We start from the raw sequence: 17964 nt of genomic DNA, 5'->3' as shown, positions 1-17964 counted from the left end.
AGCCCCGCGTCCGTAGACTCTCAGGGTGAACACGAGTCAGCAGACGGACCCGCTGATCGGCCGTCTGGTTGACGGTCGGTACCGGGTGCGCGCGCGCATCGCTCGCGGTGGGATGGCGACGGTGTACGTCGCCACCGACCTGCGGCTGGAGCGGCGCGTGGCCCTCAAGGTCATGCACTCGCACTTGAGCGATGACACGGTGTTCCAGAGCCGCTTCATTCAAGAGGCTCGGGCCGCCGCACGACTGGCTGACCCGCACGTTGTCAACGTGTTCGACCAGGGCCAGGACGGCGAGATGGCCTACCTGGTGATGGAGTATCTTCCGGGCATCACTCTGCGCGAACTGCTGCGCGAACAGAAGAGACTGACGCTGACGCAGGCCGTGTCGATCATGGATGCGATTCTGTCGGGACTGTCGGCCGCGCACCGCGCCGGTATTGTTCACCGCGACGTGAAGCCCGAGAACGTTCTGCTTGCCGAGGACGGCCGCATCAAGATCGGCGACTTCGGACTCGCGCGCGCGACGACGGCGAACACCGCAACCGGCGCGCAACTGCTGGGCACGATTGCCTATCTCGCCCCAGAACTTGTGACACGCGGATCGGCAGATGCCCGCAGCGACATCTATGCGCTCGGCATCATGCTCTTCGAGATGCTCACGGGCGAGCAGCCGTACAAGGGCGAACAGCCGATGCAGATCGCTTTCCAACACGCGACCGACTCGGTTCCCCGGCCGAGCGTGAAGAACCCGGGTGTGCCGGAACAGCTCGACGAGCTCGTTCTCTGGGCAACCGAGCGCAACCCCGACGACCGACCGGCCGATGCCGCGGAAATGCTCGACCGACTGCGCGAGATCGAGCGTGAGCTCGGCATCTCCCCCGTGGTCGCTCGCGCCGCTGCGGTGACCTACGCCACGAGCGACGACGGCATCGCATCGGGCGACCTCACCGCGGTGCTGCCCGAAGATCACACCCTCCCCACCGCCACGGTCGACACCAGCGACAACGCGTCGCGCCTGCGGAACGCCGCGCGACGCCGGCGACGCAAAGGGGCGTGGCTGGTGATCCTTGTGCTCCTGCTCGCTGGCCTGGCCGCGGGGGCTGGCTGGTTCTTCGGCACCGGCCCGGGCTCGATGGTTCAGGTTGCCGATGTGCACGACCTGTCGTTCGCCGATGCCAAAGCACGGCTGGCGCAAGACACTCTGACCGCGGTGCAAAAGGACGAGAACAGTCTCGACGTCGAGGCCGGCGTGGTCATTCGCACCGACCCCGCCCCGGGCACGCGCGTCGACCAGGACTCGTCCGTCGATGTATACGTCTCACTCGGACCGGCAGAAGCATCGTTCGACGCCTTCATCGGGACACCGAAGGACGAAGCCACGATCGTTCTGGCATCCGAAGAGATCGCGGTCACCGATCAAAGCGATTTCTATACGGATGCCGCTCCCGACACCGTGGTGGGTGTGCTGATCCACCCGAGTGACGGATCGGACGACATCAAATGCGGAGAAGGGTGCTCGGCCCACCAAGGCGATACCGCGACCCTGTGGGTTTCGCTGGGGACGCTCCCGTCGGTGGTGGGCATGCCGGCCGATCAGGCTGTGGGCACGCTCGCTGACTACGACATCTCGGTAACGAATCAAGCCGAGGAATACTCGGACAGCGTCGCGGATGGCGCAGTCATCAGCATGAGCGATCGTGAAGATGGCGGCTGGTGGCGCCCCGGCGATGAAACGTCGCTCACGGTTTCGCAAGGCCCGCGACCGGTCGAAGTTCCTGACGTGAACGGATGGACAATCCGCGATGCGGTGAATGAACTCGAGAGTCAAGGATTCTCGGTCGACCCGACAATCGATGACTCCGAGTTGCTGCTGGGTTTCAAAGCTTGGGACGTGTACCGCGTGCGCGGCATGAATCCAGCAGCGGGTGAGTTCGTCAACCCGTCAACGACCATCACTCTCACGGCGGGCCCATAGCTCGATCAATCGGTCCAGTATCGCGCCTGGCGCGGCTTGCTCACCGCAGCGCATAGGTCGGACACCGCGGCCGACGTGGGTCAGAGCTTCTCGAGCTCCTCGGCGACCAGGAACGCCAACTCGAGCGACTGCATGTGGTTCAGTCGCGGGTCGCAGAGCGACTCGTAGCGTGTTGCAAGCGTCGCCTCGTCGATGTGCTCCGAGCCGCCGAGGCACTCGGTGACGTCGTCACCGGTCAGCTCGACGTGGATGCCGCCGGGGAACGTGCCCACCGTGCGGTGCGCTTCGAAGAACCCGCGCACCTCGTCGATGACGTCGTCGAAGCGACGCGTCTTGTACCCGGTGGGCGTCGTGATGCCGTTGCCGTGCATGGGGTCGGTGACCCACAGCGGCGTGGCGCCCGAGTCTTTGACAGCCTCGAGCAGCGGCGGCAGGGCGTCGCGGATCTTTCCGGCGCCCATGCGCGTGATGAAGGTGAGACGGCCGGGCTCGCGCTCGGGGTCGAGCTTGTCGATGAGGGCGAGTGCGGTCTCGGGCGACGTCGTCGGGCCGAGCTTGACCCCGATGGGGTTGCGGATCTTCGAGAAGTAGTCGACGTGTGCACCGTCGAGGTCACGCGTCCGCTCGCCGATCCACAGGAAGTGAGCAGACGTGTTGTACGGCGTGCTCGTGCGCGAGTCGATTCGGGTCATCGGGCGCTCGTAGTCCATGAGCAGACCCTCGTGACCGGTGTAGAACTCAACCCGGCGCAGTTCGTCGAAGTCGGCTCCCGCGGCCTCCATGAACTTGATGGCGCGATCGATCTCGTTCGCGAGACGCTCGTACTGCTGGTTCGCGGGGTTTTGGGCGAAGCCCTTGTTCCACGAGTGGACCTCGCGCAGGTCGGCGAACCCACCCTGCGTGAAGGCCCGGATCAGGTTGATGGTCGACGCGGCGGTGTGGTAACCCTTCAGCAGTCGCTGCGGGTCAGCCTGACGCGAGGCGGCCGTGAAGTCGTAGCCGTTGACGATGTCGCCGCGGTACGCCGGCAGGGTGACGTCACCGCGCGTCTCGGTGTCGCTCGAGCGCGGCTTGGCGAATTGCCCGGCCATACGCCCCATCTTCACAACGGGCATCGACGCACCGTACGTGAGGACGACCGCCATCTGGAGAACGGTCTTGATGCGGTTGCGGATCTGCTCGGCGGTCGCGCCGGCGAACGTCTCAGCGCAGTCGCCGCCCTGCAAGAGGAACGCCTTGCCGGAGGCCGCGCGGGCCAGACGGTCACGGAGCAGATCGACCTCGCCCGCGAACACGAGGGGAGGAAGAGTCGAAAGCTCGTCGGATGCCGCGGCCACCGCATCGAGGTCATACCACTGCGGCTGCTGCTTGATGGGCAAGGTCCGCCAGTGGTCGAGTGCGTCGTGCTGCTGTGGCATCCCTTCAGTCTAGTGGCGAGCCGAGCTCTCCCAGACCGTGTGTCAGCCGCGGCGAGCGGGGGCGAGGCGGTCCTTCACGGTCGAGGCGTATACGTCCTCGTACTCCTGCTCGCCGAGGCGCTGCAGCGCGATCATGATCTCGTCGGTGATCGAGCGCAGGATGTAGCGGTCGCTCTCCATGCCGTAGAACCGGGAGAAGTCCAGCGGCTCGCCGATGACCACGCCCACGCGCATCACGTTCGGCAGTCGTTGACCGATCGGCCACATGACGTCGGTATCGACCATCACGACCGGCACGACGGGTACGCGGGCGACCAGCGCCATTCGCGCGATGCCCGTGCGTCCTCGGTACAGCTTGCCGTCAGGGCTGCGCGTCCCCTCGGGGTAGATCCCGAGAAGTTCGCCACGCCCGAGCACCTGCAGACCGGTGTTGAGGGATGCTTCGCTCGCCTTCCCGCCCGACCGATCGATCGGCAGTTGCCCCGTCGCTTTGAAGAACACGCGCGTGGCCCAGCCCCGCAGGCCTTTGCCCGTGAAGTAGTCGCTCTTGGCGAGGAACGCCATCGGCCGGTCAATCATCAACGGCAGAATGATCGAGTCGCCGAAGGAGAGGTGATTGCTCGCGAGGATCGCACCGCCCGAAGACGGAACGTTACGTCGGCCGACGATCCATGGTCGGAAGATCGCCTTGACGATCGGCCCGATCACCACGTACTTCATCAGCCAATAGAACATGGATCAGCCCTCGGTCCCGGCCAGATCTGCAGCACCGATGAGCCCCGCGTCGTTGACGAGCTGAGCGATGGCGAACTCCGCCACTGGGCGGTCACCGTAGCCCGGCAGAGAGGTCTCATACGCCAGCCGCACGGGAGCGAGGAGGTCATTCCCCAGCTGCGCGACTCCCCCGCCGATCACGAACAGCTCGGGGTCGAGCACCGCTTGGAAGCCGCCGCACGCTTCTCCGAGCGCAGTAGCGACGCGGCGCAGCGCTTCGGTCGCACCGGGGTCGCCCGCCAGCACCAGTCGCGAAATCGCGGGGCCCGGGATCCTGCTCTGTTCGTCACGCACGGCCGCGAGCCCCTGCCCGATCTCGGGGTCATCGGCCAGGGCGAGGGCCTCGCGCTGAAGGGCACGACCCGACGCATACTGCTCGAGGCATCCGTTCTGCCCGCACCCGCAACGCAGGCCGTCGCGCATGAATCGCGTGTGACCGAGCTCGGCACCGATGCCGTGTCCGCCGCGGAAGAGCTTGCCGTCGAGCACGATCGCGCCGCCGACGCCGGTGCCCATCGTGAGCATCACCATCGTGTCGACCCCGCGACCGGCCCCGAACCGGAACTCCGCCCAGCCTGCGGCGTTCGCGTCGTTCTCGATGAAGACGGGCATGTCGAGACGCGCTTCGAGATTGGCCTTGAGGGGTTCGTTGCGCCAGGCGATGTTCGGCGCGTGAATCACGGTGGCCCGCGCGCGGTCGATGAAGCCGGCCGCGGCCACTCCCACCGCGTGGATGTCGTGCGCGGCGCTGAAGTGGCGCGCCATGTCTGCGACGGCGTCGGCCAGAGCCGACGTATCGGCGGGGGTGTCGACGCGAAGCTTCTCGACGATTCGCCCATCCGGGTCCACCACTCCACCGGCGATCTTCGTTCCGCCGATGTCGATTCCGACCTTTAGCACCGCGCTCCTCTCCGGCCATCGCATCTGCAACAGCGTCTTGCAGTCTATCCAGCCGCCAATTCGGGATGCGGCGCAATGTTCGGGTTAATGCCCGATTACACTCTAAGGACGTCCTACCCGAGATTCACCGGTACCGAAGGAGCTGCCGTGGTTCAGTTCGAAGTCCCCGCCATCGTCCCCGCCGACCCGAAGGCGAACGTGACAGATCTGTTGATGTCACGCTTGAAGGAGAGCCCGAACCTCGCACTGTTCGCCGTGCCCGAGGGGGACGGCTGGCGCGACATCACGACGACCGAGTTCCACCGGCAGGTGGTCGCACTCGCGAAGGGCTTCGCTGCCGCTGGCGTCGAGCCGGGCGACAAGGTGGGATTCATCGCACGCACGACGTACGAGTGGACGCTCGTCGACTTCGCGCTGTTCTTCGCCGGCGCAGTGATGGTACCGGTGTACGAAACCAGCTCGCCCTCGCAGATCAGCTGGATCCTCAACAACTCCGGCGCCGTCGCCGTGATCGCCGAACTCGAGGACCACTCCGCGCGCATCGAAGAGGTTCGCGACGATCTGCCGCTCATCCGCAACGTCTGGGAGATGCACAAGGGCGCTCTGGCGACGCTCACCGAGCAGGGATCCGACGTCACCGACGAAGAGATCGAGCGTCGTCGCAACATCGCCAACGGTGCCGACATCGCCACACTCATCTACACGTCGGGATCGACCGGTCGCCCCAAGGGCTGCGTGCTCACGCACTCGAACTTCGTCGAGCTGTCGCGCAACTCGCACCGCGCACTCAGCGAGGTCGTCGCGGTTCCTGGCGCATCGACGCTGCTGTTCATCACCACTGCCCACGTGTTCGCGCGCTTCATCTCGATCTTGAACATCGAAGCGGGCGTGAAGACGGGTCACCAGCCCGACACCAAGCAGCTCCTCCCCTCGCTCGGTTCGTTCAAGCCCACGTATCTGTTGGCTGTGCCGCGCGTGTTCGAGAAGGTCTACAACTCCGCAGAACAGAAGGCCGAAGCGGGCGGGAAGGGCAAGATCTTCCGCGCCGCCGCCCAGACGGCGATCGATCACTCGACCATGCTGCAGGACGGCAAGAAGATTCCGCTGGGCATGAAGATCAAGTTCGCCCTCTTCGACAAGCTCGTCTACAGCAAGCTCCGCACCGCGATGGGCGGCCGCGTGACGTATGCCGTGTCGGGTTCGGCACCGCTCGGGCCGCGACTGGGACACTTCTTCCACAGCCTGGGGGTCACGATCCTCGAGGGCTACGGCCTGACCGAGACCACCGCACCGGCGACGGTCAACCTGGCGACCAAGTCGAAGATCGGCACCGTCGGCCCCGCGCTCCCCGGCGTCAGCGTTCGCCTGGGCGAAGACGACGAGATCCAGGTACGCGGCATCAATGTCTTCAAGGAGTACTGGCAGAACCCCGAGGCAACGGCCGAAACGTTCGACGGTGAGTGGTTCCGCACCGGCGACATCGGTTCGTTCGACGATGAGGGCTTCCTCACGATCACCGGTCGCAAGAAGGAGATCATCGTTACCGCCGGCGGCAAGAACGTCGCACCGGCCGCTCTCGAAGACCCCATCCGGGCGAACCCGATCGTCGGTCAGGTTGTCGTCGTCGGCGACCAGAAGCCGTTCATCGGCGCCCTCGTCACGCTCGACCCCGAAATGCTGCCGACGTGGCTCGGCAACAACGGGCTCAACGCGAACATGACTCTCGAAGAGGCATCGAAGAGCCCCGAGGTGCGCGCCGAGGTGCAGCGCGCCATCGACAACGCGAACACTCGGGTGTCGCGTGCTGAGTCGATCCGCAAGTTCACGATCCTCAGCACGGAGTGGACCGAGGCGACCGGCCACCTCACCCCGAAGATGAGCATCAAGCGAAACGTCATCATGGATGACTTCGCCGACGAGGTCGCCGAGCTGTACGCGGTGCCGGTGAATACCACCAACGTGTCGCTCTCGTAGAGCAGCTACAAGAAAAGCCCGATCCTTGCGGATCGGGCTTTTCTTATGCGGGCAGCGTCAGAACCAGTCAGACTCTCGCACTTCGCGCATAGCGACGCGACGCTCGGCGGGCTCGAGCCTGCTCAGGTAGAGCTTGCCGTCCAAGTGGTCAGTCTCGTGCTGCAGGGCTTGGGCCATGAGACCCTCGCCTTCGAGAACGAGCTCGTTGCCGTCGAGGTCGATCCCCACCACGCGTGCGTACGGGTAACGGACGGTGTCGTGCCACAGACCCGGCACTGACAAGCATCCCTCACCGATCGCTTCGGGCTCACCCGATACCTCGACGAGGACAGGGTTGAGGATGTAGCCGATCTCGCCGTCCACGTTGTAACTGAATGCGCGGAGCCCCACGCCGATCTGCGGTGCCGCGACGCCGGCGCGGCCGGGCAGCTTCACGGTGTCGATCAGGTCGGCCACGAGCGCCCGAACGCCGTCGTCGATCTCTTCGATGGGCGCGCTGACAGAGGTGAGTACCGGGTCGCCGAAGACCCGGATCGAGCGAACAGCCATCGCGACTACGCGGCCGTCGCGAGCGAGCGGAGGCCCTCGACCACGGTCGCGGCGAGCTCGCGCGCGGCCAGACGGGTCTCGGCCTGCAGGTCGCGGAACGAAATCGCACTGCCCGCCGCGATGTGCGGGTCATACGGCATCCGCTGCACGGCGCGCACGCGCGTCTTGAAGTGCGCCTCGAGTTCTTCCAGCCGAACGACCGGCGAGCCGGGGCGGGCGCTGTTGATGACGACGACCGCGTTGCGCACGGCTGCGGCGTACCCGTTGGTCTCAAGCCACGTGAGGGTCTCGGACGCAAGGCGCGCTTCATCAACGCTCAGGCCGGCCACGATCACGAGCTGGTCGGCTGCGTCGAGCGTGGCCTCCATCACCGAGTGCACGATTCCGGTGCCGGTGTCGGTCAGAACGATCGAGTAGTAGTGAGCCGCCAGCGATGCGACATCGCGGTAGTCGGCGTCGCTGAACGCCTCGCTCACTCGCGGGTCAGCGTCGGAGGCCACGACGTCCAGTCGGGTCTCGTCTCGAGCCACCATGCCCGACAGGTCGTTGAACCCCACGACGTCGCCACGCACGCGCACGAGATCGCGAACGGTCTTGCCACCGGTGCGCGAAATGCGCTCGGCGAGGGTGCCGCGGTCCGGGTTGGCGTCGACGGCGATCACGCGGTCGTCGCGCGCGTCGGCCAGGGCCATCCCGAGGAGGGTCGTCACCGTCGTCTTGCCGACGCCACCCTTGCGGGAGAGCACCGGGACGAACCGCGCGCCGCCGGCGAGTGGCGCGGCGATGCGGCGATCGAGTTCTTTGCGTGCACGGGCGCGCTTGCTGTCGCCGAGGTTGATGCGGCGACCCGAGATCGAATAGACGAAGTGCTGCCATGCCCCTTCGGGCTCGGACTTTACGACATGGTTCGGGTCGAGCAAGCGGTCAGCCGTGAGCAGATCCGCCGTCTCGCGATCGGCCTCGAACTCGCCCAGGCGCTTCGAGGTCAACGCGACCTCACCGGTCGCGCGTCGTGTTAGCGGAGCAGCGGATGCCGCCGCCGGGGCGGACGCGGGCTGGGATGCCGCGGGATCTGACATGTCGGATTCCTCCCCCTCGGGCGTCGAAACAAACGCCTGGTTCTGCTCAGCGTGGGCGCTGTCTTCGGACTCTACCGAGGGCAACACGTGCAAGGACAGGGGCTCGTCGACCACATCGCCCTCCGGGGCGGCGTCTGCCGCTGTTAGGGAATCCGCTTCCGTCGCGACGTCCGCGTTATCTCCTGCCTCCGTCCCGGCCTCGGACTCCGCCTCGGCTCCAGCCTCCGCGTCCGACTCGAGGTCACCGTCCAGATCCACCCCGGTGTATGGCTCCGCGTCGACAGTCGACGACACACCGCCGGTCACAGCATCCTTGGCCGTGGCATCCTCATCTGATTCAGTCTCGGCCGTGCCGTCACCGTCGACCTCGACGATTTCCGCCGTGGTGACCTCTCCGGTTTCGAACGATTCGGGCTCGCGCGCCGGCATGTCTTCGGCGGCGACCTCGATCGTGATCGAGCGCCCCGCGATCAGTGCATCGAAGTCGCTGGAAACGGGGATGTCGTCTTCAACGAAGTCATCGTCCTCATCGTCATTCGAAGGCAGCTCGACGCTCACCTGCTCGGTGCCCGCGGCGATGATGCCGAGCCCCGTGGTGTCGAGGTTTCCGGTGTCCGACAGCACTCCGTGCTCAGCGTCGTCGTGCGTGTGGTCGGGGCGATCGGGCGTCACTAGCGGTATCTCCTGCGGCATGTTTCGGGCGGGTGCCGCCCTCCAGGCTACTGCGCAGGGCGGACAACGAGCAAAAGGTCGCCCGCTTCCACCTGTTGCGTCGCGCCAATGGCAAGCCGCTCCACAACACCGTCAATGGCCGACGTGATCGCCGCCTCCATCTTCATCGCCTCGATCGACGCGACCGGCGCCCCGGCCTTGACCGTGTCACCGACGCCCACCTTGAGCGTCACGACACCCGAGAAAGGTGCCGCGATCTGACCCGGCTTGCTGGTGTCGGCCTTCTCTGCCTGACGCGCTTCTACCGTGATGCTGCGATCGCGCACGAACACCGGTCGCAACTGACCGTTCAGCGTGGTCATCACGGTGCGCATGCCCTTGTCATCGGCCTCACCGATCGCTTCGAGACCGACGAAGAGCTGCACGCCCCGCTCGATCTCGACGACGTGCTCGGCACCCGGCGTCAATCCGTAGAGGTAGTCGGCCGTGTCGAGCACACTCAGGTCGCCAAACAGGTCGCGCATCTGAGCGAACGTGCGCGTCGGCGCCGGGAACAGCAGGCGATTGAGCGTGTCGCGGCGCGACTGCGAGTCACCCTCGAGCGCCTGCTGCTCGGCATCCGTCAGCGGCGTCACCTCAATCGACGGCTCGCGGCCGGCGAGCACCTTACTGCGGAACGGCTCGGGCCATCCACCCGGCAGATCCCCGAGCTCCCCCGCCATGAAACCCACGACTGAGTCGGGGATGTCGTACTTGTGCGGGTTGGCTTCGAAATCGTCAGGATCGGCCTTCACAGCGGCCAAGTGCAGCGCCAGGTCGCCGACGACCTTCGACGACGGCGTCACCTTGGGCACGCGCCCCAGAATGCGGTTGGCTGCGGCGTACATGTCTTCGATGAGCTCGAAATCTTCGGCCAGACCCAGCGCGATCGCCTGCTGGCGCAGGTTCGACAACTGACCACCGGGGATCTCGTGGTGGTACACGCGTCCCGTGGGTCCGGGAAGACCCGACTCGAACGGGCGGTACATGTGGCGCACTGCCTCCCAGTACGGCTCGAGGCTCGACACGGCGTCAAGGTTGATGCCCGTGTCGCGCTCAGTGTGCGCAAGTGCTGCGACGAGTGCCGACAGCGAAGGCTGACTCGTCGTTCCCGACATCGGTGCCGCGGCCGCGTCAACGGCATCCGCCCCGGCTGCACTCGCGGCGAGGAGCGTCGCCAACTGGCCACCTGCGGTGTCGTGGGTGTGCACGTGCACCGGAACGTCGAAGCGCTCGCGCAGTGCCGACACCAACCGCGCGGCGGCAGCGGGTCGCAAGAGCCCTGCCATGTCCTTGATGGCCAGGATGTGGGCCCCGGCATCCACGATCTGTTCTGCGAGTGAGAGGTAGTAGTCGAGCGTGTAGAGGTCTTCGGCCGGGTTCAGCAGGTCACCCGTGTAGCACAGGGCGACCTCGGCAACCGCGGTACCGGTCGCCAGCACCGCGTCGATCGCGGGGCGCATCTGAGCGACGTCGTTGAGCGCGTCGAAGATGCGGAAGATATCGATTCCGGATGCCGCGGCCTCGGCCACAAAGGCATCGGTGACCTCGGTCGGGTAGGGCGTGTAGCCCACCGTGTTGCGACCGCGCAGCAGCATCTGGATTGCCACGTTCGGCAGGTCGGCGCGCAGGCGATCGACGCGCTCCCACGGGTCTTCGCCGAGGAATCGCAGCGCCACATCGTAGGTCGCGCCGCCCCATGCCTCGACGGAGAGCAGTTCGGGCGTGAGCCGTGCGACGTAGGGCGCGACCATTGCCAGATCTTTCGTGCGCACACGGGTCGCGAGGAGCGATTGGTGCGCGTCGCGGAACGTGGTCTCGGTGACGGCGAGTGCGCTCTGAGCGCGCAAGGCCTGAGAGAACCCTGCCGGTCCCAACTCGAGCAGCCGCTGGCGCGAACCGGCGACCGGTTCGGTGGTGATATCGAGGGCCGGGAGCTTCAGGCGCGGCTCGATCGAGAGCGGGTTGTCGCCGTTGGGCTTGTTCACCGTCGTGTCGACGAGCCAGTTGAGCACCTTGGTGCCGCGGTCCTTCGACTCGCGACCCTTGAGCAGTTCGGGCCGCTCATCGATGAACGAGGTGGCGATGTCGCCCCGGACGAACTCGGGGTCATCGAGCACCGCCTGCAAGAACGGGATGTTGGTAGAAACCCCGCGAATGCGGAACTCCGCCAGCGCACGGCGCGCGCGCAGCACGGCGGCGCCGAAGTCGCGGCCGCGGCACGTGAGCTTCGAGAGCATCGAGTCAAAGTGCGGCGAGATCTGAGCGCCCGCGGCCGTGGTTCCCCCATCGAGACGGATGCCGGCACCACCGGGCGACCGGTAGGTCGTGATCTTGCCGGTGTCGGGACGGAAGCCCTGCGTCGGGTCTTCGGTGGTGATGCGGCACTGCAGCGCGGCGCCGCGCACGTGGATCTGGCTCTGCTCGAGGCCGAGCTCGGGCAGAGTCTGACCGGCGGCGATGCGCATCTGGGACTGCACCAGGTCGACGTCGGTGACTTCTTCGGTCACCGTGTGCTCCACCTGGATGCGGGGGTTCATCTCGATGAAGACGACCTCACCCGTGCGAGGTCCGGCGGTCTCGAGCAGGAACTCCACCGTGCCCGCGTTCTGGTAGCCGATCGACTCAGCGAATGCGACCGCGTAGCCGTGCAGGGCAGTGCGGATCGAGTCATCGAGGTTGGGGGCCGGGGCAATCTCGATCACCTTCTGGTGACGACGCTGCAACGAGCAGTCACGCTCGAACAGGTGCACCGTGTGACCGGCCGTGTCGGCGAGGATCTGCACCTCGATGTGGCGCGGGCGCTGGACGGCCTGCTCGAGGAACATGCGAGGGTCGCCGAAGGCGCTCTGCGCCTCGCGCATGGCCTCGGCCAACGCGGGAGCCAACTCGGCGGCCGACTCGACACGGCGCATGCCGCGACCGCCACCACCGGCGACGGCCTTGGCGAACAGCGGGAAGCCAATCTCATCTGCCTGCGCGAGGAGCGCGTCGACATCGTCGGACGCCTCGGTCGAGCGCAGGACGGGGACGCCGGCCGAGATCGCGTGCTGCTTGGCGGTGACTTTGTTCCCCGCCATTTCGAGCACCGAGGCGGGCGGTCCGATGAACGTGATGCCGTTCGCGGCGGCCTGCTCGGCGAGGTCGGGGTTCTCCGACAGGAAGCCGTACCCGGGGTAGATGGCGTCGGCGCCGGCCTCTCGGGCGACGCGGATGATCTCCGCCACATCGAGGTACGCGCGGACGGGGTGCCCTTCTTCACCGATCAGGTACGCCTCGTCGGCCTTGAGTCGGTGCAGCGAATTGCGGTCCTCGTAGGGGTACACCGCGACCGTGCGGGCTCCCAATTCGTAGGCGGCGCGGAACGCGCGGATAGCAATCTCTCCGCGGTTGGCGACAAGGATCTTGCGGAACATTCGACCTCCGTGGGCGGCGGTGCGGGCGGGCCTCAGTGCGCTATCAGCCTAGAGGAAGGTAACGTAGTGACTTGTGCACGTCCTCTCCGTCAGCTCGCTCAAGGGTGGAGTCGGCAAGACGACCGTAACTCTCGGACTCGCGTCGGCGGCCTTCGCCCGCGGTGTCCGTACGCTCGTCGTCGACCTCGACCCGCAATCCGACGTCTCGACGGGGCTCGATATTCAGGTGGCTGGCCGCCTGAACGTCGCCGATGTCCTGGCGAATCCCAAGGAGAAGGTGGTCAAGCAGGCCATTACCTCCAGCGGGTGGACGAAAGTACACCCCGGCACCATCGACGTGATGATCGGCAGCCCGTCGGCGATCAACTTCGACGGCCCACACCCCAGCGTCCGTGACGTGTGGAAGATGGAAGAGGCCCTCGCCACCATCGAGGCCGACTACGACCTCGTGCTGATCGACTGCGCGCCCTCGCTCAACGCACTCACGCGCACGGCGTGGGCCGCGAGCGACCGGGTGATCGTCGTGACCGAACCGGGTCTGTTCTCCGTGGCAGCCGCCGACCGCGCACTGCGTGCCATCGAAGAGATCCGCCGCGGGCTGTCGCCGCGACTCCAGCCGTTGGGCATCGTCGTCAACCGTGTGCGCCCCCAGTCGATCGAGCACCAGTTCCGCATCAAAGAGCTGCGCGACATGTTCGGCCCCCTGGTGTTGACCCCGCAGCTGCCCGAGCGCACCTCACTGCAGCAAGCACAGGGTGCCGCCAAGCCGCTGCACATCTGGCCCGGTGACTCGGCCCAAGAACTGGCATCCGACTTCGACGCACTTCTGGATCGCATCATTCGTACCGGCCGTGTGCCGGTCCCTGGTCAGACACCGGCCTGAGTTCTCCCCGCGGCTGATTGCCCGCGCGAGCGGTCGTCGGCGCGACACTGTCAGCGCGCAGCGATGCCGCCACGCGCAGCGATGCCGTCAGGCGCGCAGCGCGCGAGCCTCAGGCCGAGCGTGCGGCGCGCCGCGCAGCGAGCTCATCGGTTGCATCGGCAACCTGGGGGTCGAAGTCGACGAGAGTGGACTCCACCTCACGCAGCACTTTGCCGACGGCGATGCCGAACACACCCTGGCCGCGGCTGACGAGGTCGATGACCTCATCGTTCGAGGTGCACAAGTACACCGAGGCACCGTCGCTCATCAACGTGGTCCCCGCGAGATCGCGGATTCCCGCGGCGCGGAGCTGTTCGACAGCCGTGCGGATCTGCTGCAACGAGATTCCGGTGTCGAGAAGACGCTTGACGAGCTTCAGCACGAGGATGTCGCGGAAGCCGTAGAGGCGTTGCGAGCCCGATCCACTCGCGCTGCGCACGGTCGGCTCGACCAGCTCGGTGCGAGCCCAATAGTCCAGCTGGCGGTAGGTGATCCCTGCCGCGCGAGCCGCCACTGCTCCGCGATAGCCGACCTCGTCGTCCATCTGCGGCAGTCCGTCGGTGAAGAGGAGTTCCGCCGTGAACGGCTCACCGTCCACGATCTCACGAGCCGTCATGCTCGTCCCCCTCCCGATGTGATTACTCCACGCTAGAACAGCGCACGCGTCGCGGCAATGACATCGGCCGTTCGGCGTTCGGCGTGTCGCAGATTCGCGACCGCCTGATCAGTCCAGCATGCGGTCCAGTGCTGCTTTCACGAAGATCCCCCGCACCTCTTCGAGCCGTTGCGCCAGCTCGGGTGCGATCTCCCCCGCGCGCCCGCGCGACGAAGAGTCAGTGCGACGCAGCAAGGGCGCGAGTGCCGATTCGATCAGCGACACATCGCGCTCGGCGCCCTGTCGCAACGCACGCAAGTGCCGCGGTTCGATGCCGTGGCGATCAAGGGCAACCAGCGCTCTCATCAGTGCGACCGACTGGTCGGTGTAAGCATCCGTACCGAGCACTCCGGTACTGATCGCGTCGTTCAACAACTGCGGAGCAGCACCCGATGCCGCCAAGAGTTCGTCCCGCCGATAGCGGCGCGGCGCCGGCACGATCGAGGGGGGCGGCACAGCCGTTGGCGTAGCCGGGTTGCGCCCGGCATCCACATCCTCGAGATACTCGCGGATCACCGACAGCGGCAGGTAGTGATCACGCTGCAGCGTCAACGCGAGGCGCAGGCGATCGAGATCGGCCGGCGAGAACTTTCGGTACCCCGACTCGGTGCGCAGGGGCGTGACGATGCCCTGAACTTCGAGAAAGCGGAGCTTGCTCGAGGTGAGACTCGGGAACTCTGGCGCAAGACGCGCGAGCACCTGACCAATGCTGAGCAGGCCCGCCGAGGCTGAGCGCTGGCGGGCGGAAGCAGCCGCCATCAGGCGTTCGCAGCCTGCTCGAGATCGGCCGGGGAAACGAAGAAGTTGAGGCGGAACTTGCCCACACGCACCTCAGCACCGTTGACCAGCGCGGCGCGATCCACGCGCTCCCCGTTCACGTAGGTGCCGTTGAGCGATCGCTGGTCGACGAGTTCGAAGTCGTGGCCCGAGCGCGTGATCTCAGCGTGACGGCGAGAGACCGTGACGTCGTCGAAGAAAATGTCTGCCTCGGGGTGACGGCCCACGGTCGTGACATCGGTGTCAAGCAAGTAGCGAGCACCCGCGGTGGGACCAGATCGGACGATCAGCAGGGCAGCGCCCGTCGGGAGCGCCTCGATCGCCTCGAGCTCTGCTTCGCCGAGTTCGCTACCGAACGGGACGAAGGACAGGTCCGAGTCGTGGCCGAACGTCTGCGTGACGTCGACGGGCCGACTGGAACCGTCGGGACGGCGGTATTCCTCCACGTGATCCTCCTCTGACGTGCAAGCCTAGCCGAAGACACACCATGTTCGAGCGGCGGATTCGTCCGCGACAACGTTTTTCCTTGGTGCACGCGCGAGCCCATTCACGCGGCGGCGTAGCCTGGGAGGGATGGCTTCCACAACTCGTACTCGCGCACGCACCGCTCGCCCCGTTGTCGCCGTGATCATCGCGGCACTGTTGGCCGCGGCATCCATCCTCTTCTTGTCACCCTCTGCGCACGCGCACGACGAACTCGTCGGATCAGAACCCACCGCCGACGCGACACTCGACGCGGCACCCGAGGCGATCGTGCTCACGTTCAGCGGCCTGATCTCGACAGAGCCCGGCGCCTCGGAAGTTCAGGTGACGGATGCCGCCGGAGCTGACGTGACCGCGGGCGATCCCGAGATCACCGACAACGTGCTCACGCAACCTCTCAGCCCGGACGCGTCCGGCGAGATCGCCGTGCTGTGGAAGGTGGTCTCGAGCGACGGCCACCCCATCTCGGGCGAGTACGCCTTCGAGATTTCCGCACCCGAGCCGAGCCCGACTCCATCGCCGAGCACTGAGCCCACCGAGTCGCCTTCGGCAGAACCGACGCCGACGGCTGTCGAGTCGCCGAGTGCGACGCCGGTCGCTCCCGCGGAAGGCAGCTCATTCGGCGATGTGTGGCCGTGGGTCATCGGCGGAATCATCCTCGCCGGGCTCGGCGGCGCCGTGATCTATTTGCTCGTTTCTCGCGCGCGCCAAAACAAGGCGCTCGCTGATTCCTCGTCCTCCACTCAGCGATAGGCTTGCAGTCATGCCTCACTACGACGTCGTCATTCTCGGCGCGGGCCCCGGCGGATACGTCGCGGCAGTCCGCAGTGCTCAGCTCGGCCTCTCGGTCGCGATCATCGAAGAGAAGTACTGGGGCGGTGTGTGCCTGAACGTGGGCTGCATCCCCTCGAAGGCTCTCTTGCGCAACGCAGACCTCGCCCACACCTTCACCCACAAGGCCGACCTGTTCGGCATCAAGGGTGACGTTGCCTTCGACTTCGGCACCGCGTGGGATCGCAGCCGCACCGTCGCCGGCACGCACGTCAAGGGCATCCACTTCTTGATGAAGAAGAACAAGGTGACCGAGTACGAGGGCCGCGGGTCCTTCGTCGACGCGAACACCATCGACGTCGCGAAGTCGGACGGCTCGAGCGAGCGCGTCACCTTCGACAACGCGATCATCGCCACCGGCTCGAAGGTGCGCCTGCTGCCCGGCGTGACGCTGAGCGACAACGTCGTCACCTACGAGGAGCAGATCCTCACGCGCGAACTGCCCGAGTCGATCGTCATCGTCGGCGCCGGCGCCATCGGTATGGAGTTCGCCTTCGTGCTGGTCAACTACGGCGTGAAGGTCACGATCATCGAGTTCCTCGACCGGGCGCTGCCGAACGAAGATGCCGATGTGTCGAAGGAGATCGCGCGCCAGTACAAGAAGCTGGGTGTCGACATCCTCACCTCGACCAAGGTCGAGACCGTCACCGACCACGGCGACAAGGTCACCGTCACCTACACGCCCAACGCCGGCGGCGACACCCAGTCGATCGACGCCGACAAGGTACTCATGTCGATCGGCTTCGCCCCGAACGTCGAGGGCTTCGGTCTCGACAAGACCGGCGTGAAGCTGACCGATCGCGGCGCCATCGAGATCGATGACTACATGCACACCTCGGTGCCCCACATCTACGCGATCGGTGACGTGACGGCGAAGCTGCAGCTCGCCCACGTGGCAGAGGCGCAGGCCGTCGTGGCCGCCGAGACGATCGGCAAGGCCGAGACCATGACGCTCGGCGACTACCGCATGATGCCGCGCGCGACGTTCTGCTCGCCGCAGGTCGCATCGTTCGGTCTGACCGAGCAGCAGGCGCGCGACGCGGGCTACGACGTGAAGGTCGCAAAGTTCCCGTTCTCGGCGAACGGCAAGGCCAACGGTCTGGGCGAGCCGGTCGGCTTCGTCAAGCTCATCGCCGACGGCGAGCACCTGGAGCTTCTCGGTGGGCACCTCATCGGGCCGGACGTGTCGGAGCTTCTGCCCGAGCTGACGCTGGCACAGAAGTGGGACCTCACCGCGCTCGAGGGCGCGCGCAACGTCCACACGCACCCGACGCTGTCGGAGGCCGTGCAGGAGGCCTTCCACGGCCTCGCTGGCCACATGATCAACATGTGACGCATCCGCGTTTTGAAGGGGACCCCGGGCTTCGGCTCGGGGTCCCCTTCGTTGCGCCCGGCGGCCCGCGCGTCGAGGCCCGGGTGCCCGACGGCCCGGGCACGCCTCCACCCCGCAAATCCACTCCACCCCCACCCCGCAAATCCGCTCCACCCCCAAGATCTGTT

At 66.4% G+C, this 17964-nt stretch carries 14 protein-coding genes; 5 read left to right on the top strand and 9 right to left on the bottom strand.

Annotated elements, in window-relative coordinates; translation table 11 throughout:
* The first annotated feature begins 25 nt into the window (after positions 1 to 25).
* The gene (gene pknB, locus ON062_RS08740; protein WP_274646754.1) at positions 26 to 1975 is read left to right on the top strand and encodes a Stk1 family PASTA domain-containing Ser/Thr kinase; all 1950 of its coding nucleotides are present in this window, start codon (positions 26 to 28) and stop codon (positions 1973 to 1975) included.
* An 80-nt stretch (positions 1976 to 2055) separates the two neighbouring features.
* On the opposite strand, the gene ON062_RS08735 is transcribed toward pknB, so the two are convergent.
* Genes ON062_RS08735 through ON062_RS08725 form a run of 3 tightly spaced genes read right to left on the bottom strand, consistent with a single transcriptional unit; the run spans position 2056 to position 5067 of the window.
* A complete protein-coding gene (locus tag ON062_RS08735) occupies positions 2056 to 3393 on the bottom strand; it encodes a class II 3-deoxy-7-phosphoheptulonate synthase (protein ID WP_274646753.1) in 1338 nt (445 codons plus the stop codon).
* 42 nt (positions 3394 to 3435) lie between these two features.
* Positions 3436 to 4128 (bottom strand): 1-acyl-sn-glycerol-3-phosphate acyltransferase, encoded by a 693-nt coding sequence (locus ON062_RS08730; protein WP_274646752.1) that lies wholly within the window; start codon positions 4126 to 4128, stop codon positions 3436 to 3438.
* Positions 4129 to 4131: 3 nt separating this feature from the next.
* Positions 4132 to 5067: an ROK family glucokinase gene (locus tag ON062_RS08725; protein ID WP_274646751.1), complete on the bottom strand. Its 936-nt coding sequence runs from the start codon at positions 5065 to 5067 to the stop codon at positions 4132 to 4134.
* Between the two features lie 147 nt (positions 5068 to 5214).
* Here ON062_RS08725 and ON062_RS08720 point away from each other — a divergent pair, with 147 nt between their 5' ends.
* Positions 5215 to 7041, top strand: a complete 1827-nt coding sequence (locus ON062_RS08720) for a long-chain fatty acid--CoA ligase (protein ID WP_274646750.1) — start codon at positions 5215 to 5217, stop codon at positions 7039 to 7041.
* Between the two features lie 57 nt (positions 7042 to 7098).
* On the opposite strand, the gene def is transcribed toward ON062_RS08720, so the two are convergent.
* Genes def through ON062_RS08705 form a run of 3 tightly spaced genes read right to left on the bottom strand, consistent with a single transcriptional unit; the run spans position 7099 to position 12796 of the window.
* Positions 7099 to 7590, bottom strand: a complete 492-nt coding sequence (gene def, locus ON062_RS08715) for a peptide deformylase (RefSeq protein ID WP_274646749.1) — start codon at positions 7588 to 7590, stop codon at positions 7099 to 7101.
* 5 nt (positions 7591 to 7595) lie between these two features.
* The gene (locus ON062_RS08710; RefSeq protein WP_274646748.1) at positions 7596 to 9341 is read right to left on the bottom strand and encodes a MinD/ParA family protein; all 1746 of its coding nucleotides are present in this window, start codon (positions 9339 to 9341) and stop codon (positions 7596 to 7598) included.
* A 47-nt stretch (positions 9342 to 9388) separates the two neighbouring features.
* Complete coding sequence (locus tag ON062_RS08705) at positions 9389 to 12796, bottom strand: pyruvate carboxylase (RefSeq protein WP_274646747.1); 3408 nt, start codon at positions 12794 to 12796, stop codon at positions 9389 to 9391.
* 73 nt (positions 12797 to 12869) lie between these two features.
* On the opposite strand from ON062_RS08705, the gene ON062_RS08700 reads away from it, so the two are divergent.
* Positions 12870 to 13679: a ParA family protein gene (locus tag ON062_RS08700; protein ID WP_274646746.1), complete on the top strand. Its 810-nt coding sequence runs from the start codon at positions 12870 to 12872 to the stop codon at positions 13677 to 13679.
* Positions 13680 to 13788: 109 nt separating this feature from the next.
* On the opposite strand, the gene ON062_RS08695 is transcribed toward ON062_RS08700, so the two are convergent.
* The 3 genes from ON062_RS08695 to ON062_RS08685 form a co-directional block, all read right to left on the bottom strand.
* Entirely contained in the window at positions 13789 to 14334 is a 546-nt protein-coding gene (locus ON062_RS08695) for a MerR family transcriptional regulator (protein WP_274646745.1), read from the bottom strand.
* Between the two features lie 108 nt (positions 14335 to 14442).
* Complete coding sequence (locus tag ON062_RS08690; RefSeq protein WP_274646744.1) at positions 14443 to 15132, bottom strand: MerR family transcriptional regulator; 690 nt, start codon at positions 15130 to 15132, stop codon at positions 14443 to 14445.
* The gene (locus ON062_RS08685; protein WP_274646743.1) at positions 15132 to 15596 is read right to left on the bottom strand and encodes an FHA domain-containing protein; all 465 of its coding nucleotides are present in this window, start codon (positions 15594 to 15596) and stop codon (positions 15132 to 15134) included. The genes ON062_RS08690 and ON062_RS08685 overlap by 1 nt, the downstream gene beginning before the upstream one ends.
* A 127-nt stretch (positions 15597 to 15723) precedes the next feature.
* Here ON062_RS08685 and ON062_RS08680 point away from each other — a divergent pair, with 127 nt between their 5' ends.
* Together ON062_RS08680 and lpdA are read left to right on the top strand one after the other, a co-directional pair.
* On the top strand, positions 15724 to 16386 hold the full coding sequence (locus ON062_RS08680; protein ID WP_274646742.1) for a copper resistance CopC family protein: 663 nt from the start codon (positions 15724 to 15726) through the stop codon (positions 16384 to 16386).
* Positions 16387 to 16396: 10 nt separating this feature from the next.
* Positions 16397 to 17797 carry a dihydrolipoyl dehydrogenase gene (gene lpdA / locus ON062_RS08675; protein ID WP_274646741.1) on the top strand — a complete coding sequence of 467 codons (1401 nt, stop codon included), beginning with the start codon at positions 16397 to 16399 and terminating at the stop codon, positions 17795 to 17797.
* Positions 17798 to 17964 lie beyond the last annotated feature (167 nt).

The organism is Microbacterium sp. C7(2022), assembly GCF_028823665.1.
GTDB lineage: Bacteria > Actinomycetota > Actinomycetes > Actinomycetales > Microbacteriaceae > Microbacterium.
The sequence above is the reverse complement of the archived record's forward strand: the minus strand, read 5'-3'. Positions and strand labels throughout refer to the sequence as shown.

Bases quoted from the DNA above. Each gene is read 5' to 3' on its own strand.
- ON062_RS08735 (WP_274646753.1), bottom strand. From the start codon at position 3,393: ATGCCACAGCAGCACGACGCACTCGACCACTGGCGGACCTTGCCCATC.
- ON062_RS08730 (WP_274646752.1), bottom strand. From the start codon at position 4,128: ATGTTCTATTGGCTGATGAAGTACGTGGTGATCGGGCCGATCGTCAAG.
- def (WP_274646749.1), bottom strand. From the start codon at position 7,590: ATGGCTGTTCGCTCGATCCGGGTCTTCGGCGACCCGGTACTCACCTCT.
- ON062_RS08705 (WP_274646747.1), bottom strand. From the start codon at position 12,796: ATGTTCCGCAAGATCCTTGTCGCCAACCGCGGAGAGATTGCTATCCGC.
- ON062_RS08695 (WP_274646745.1), bottom strand. From the start codon at position 14,334: ATGACGGCTCGTGAGATCGTGGACGGTGAGCCGTTCACGGCGGAACTC.
- ON062_RS08690 (WP_274646744.1), bottom strand. From the start codon at position 15,132: ATGGCGGCTGCTTCCGCCCGCCAGCGCTCAGCCTCGGCGGGCCTGCTC.
- ON062_RS08680 (WP_274646742.1), top strand. From the start codon at position 15,724: ATGGCTTCCACAACTCGTACTCGCGCACGCACCGCTCGCCCCGTTGTC.
- lpdA (WP_274646741.1), top strand. From the start codon at position 16,397: ATGCCTCACTACGACGTCGTCATTCTCGGCGCGGGCCCCGGCGGATAC.